The organism is Chitinophaga sp. GbtcB8, assembly GCF_019091455.1.
Classification (GTDB): domain Bacteria; phylum Bacteroidota; class Bacteroidia; order Chitinophagales; family Chitinophagaceae; genus Chitinophaga.
Map to the genome: position 1 here is coordinate 1 of NZ_JAGXJN010000547.1, position 229 is coordinate 229.

The 229-nt window shown below is 59.0% G+C and carries 1 protein-coding gene; it reads right to left on the reverse strand.

All coding sequences use genetic code 11. The features are described 5' to 3' along the window. A partial coding sequence (locus KVT36_RS32525; protein ID WP_217607553.1) for a hypothetical protein occupies positions 1-229 on the reverse strand: 229 nt, incomplete at both ends.

The window sequence follows — 229 nt, forward strand, 5'->3', positions numbered from 1 at the left end:
CACCGGACACCAGGCTGCCCCACCAGCCTTTTTCTGCTTCCAGCCCGGTTCTAGCGGGCAGCAGCCGGCCCTGGTTATTGTTGTGCAGGAATACGGGCGGCATCCACTCCCCTGCCAGCTGCAGGTCGGTATAACCGTCATTACCATAATCCGTAAACAGGGCTTCACAAACCAGGCCCAGGGGCTGCAAGGCGGGTGCTGCTTGGCTGGTAACGTCTGTGAATTTTAC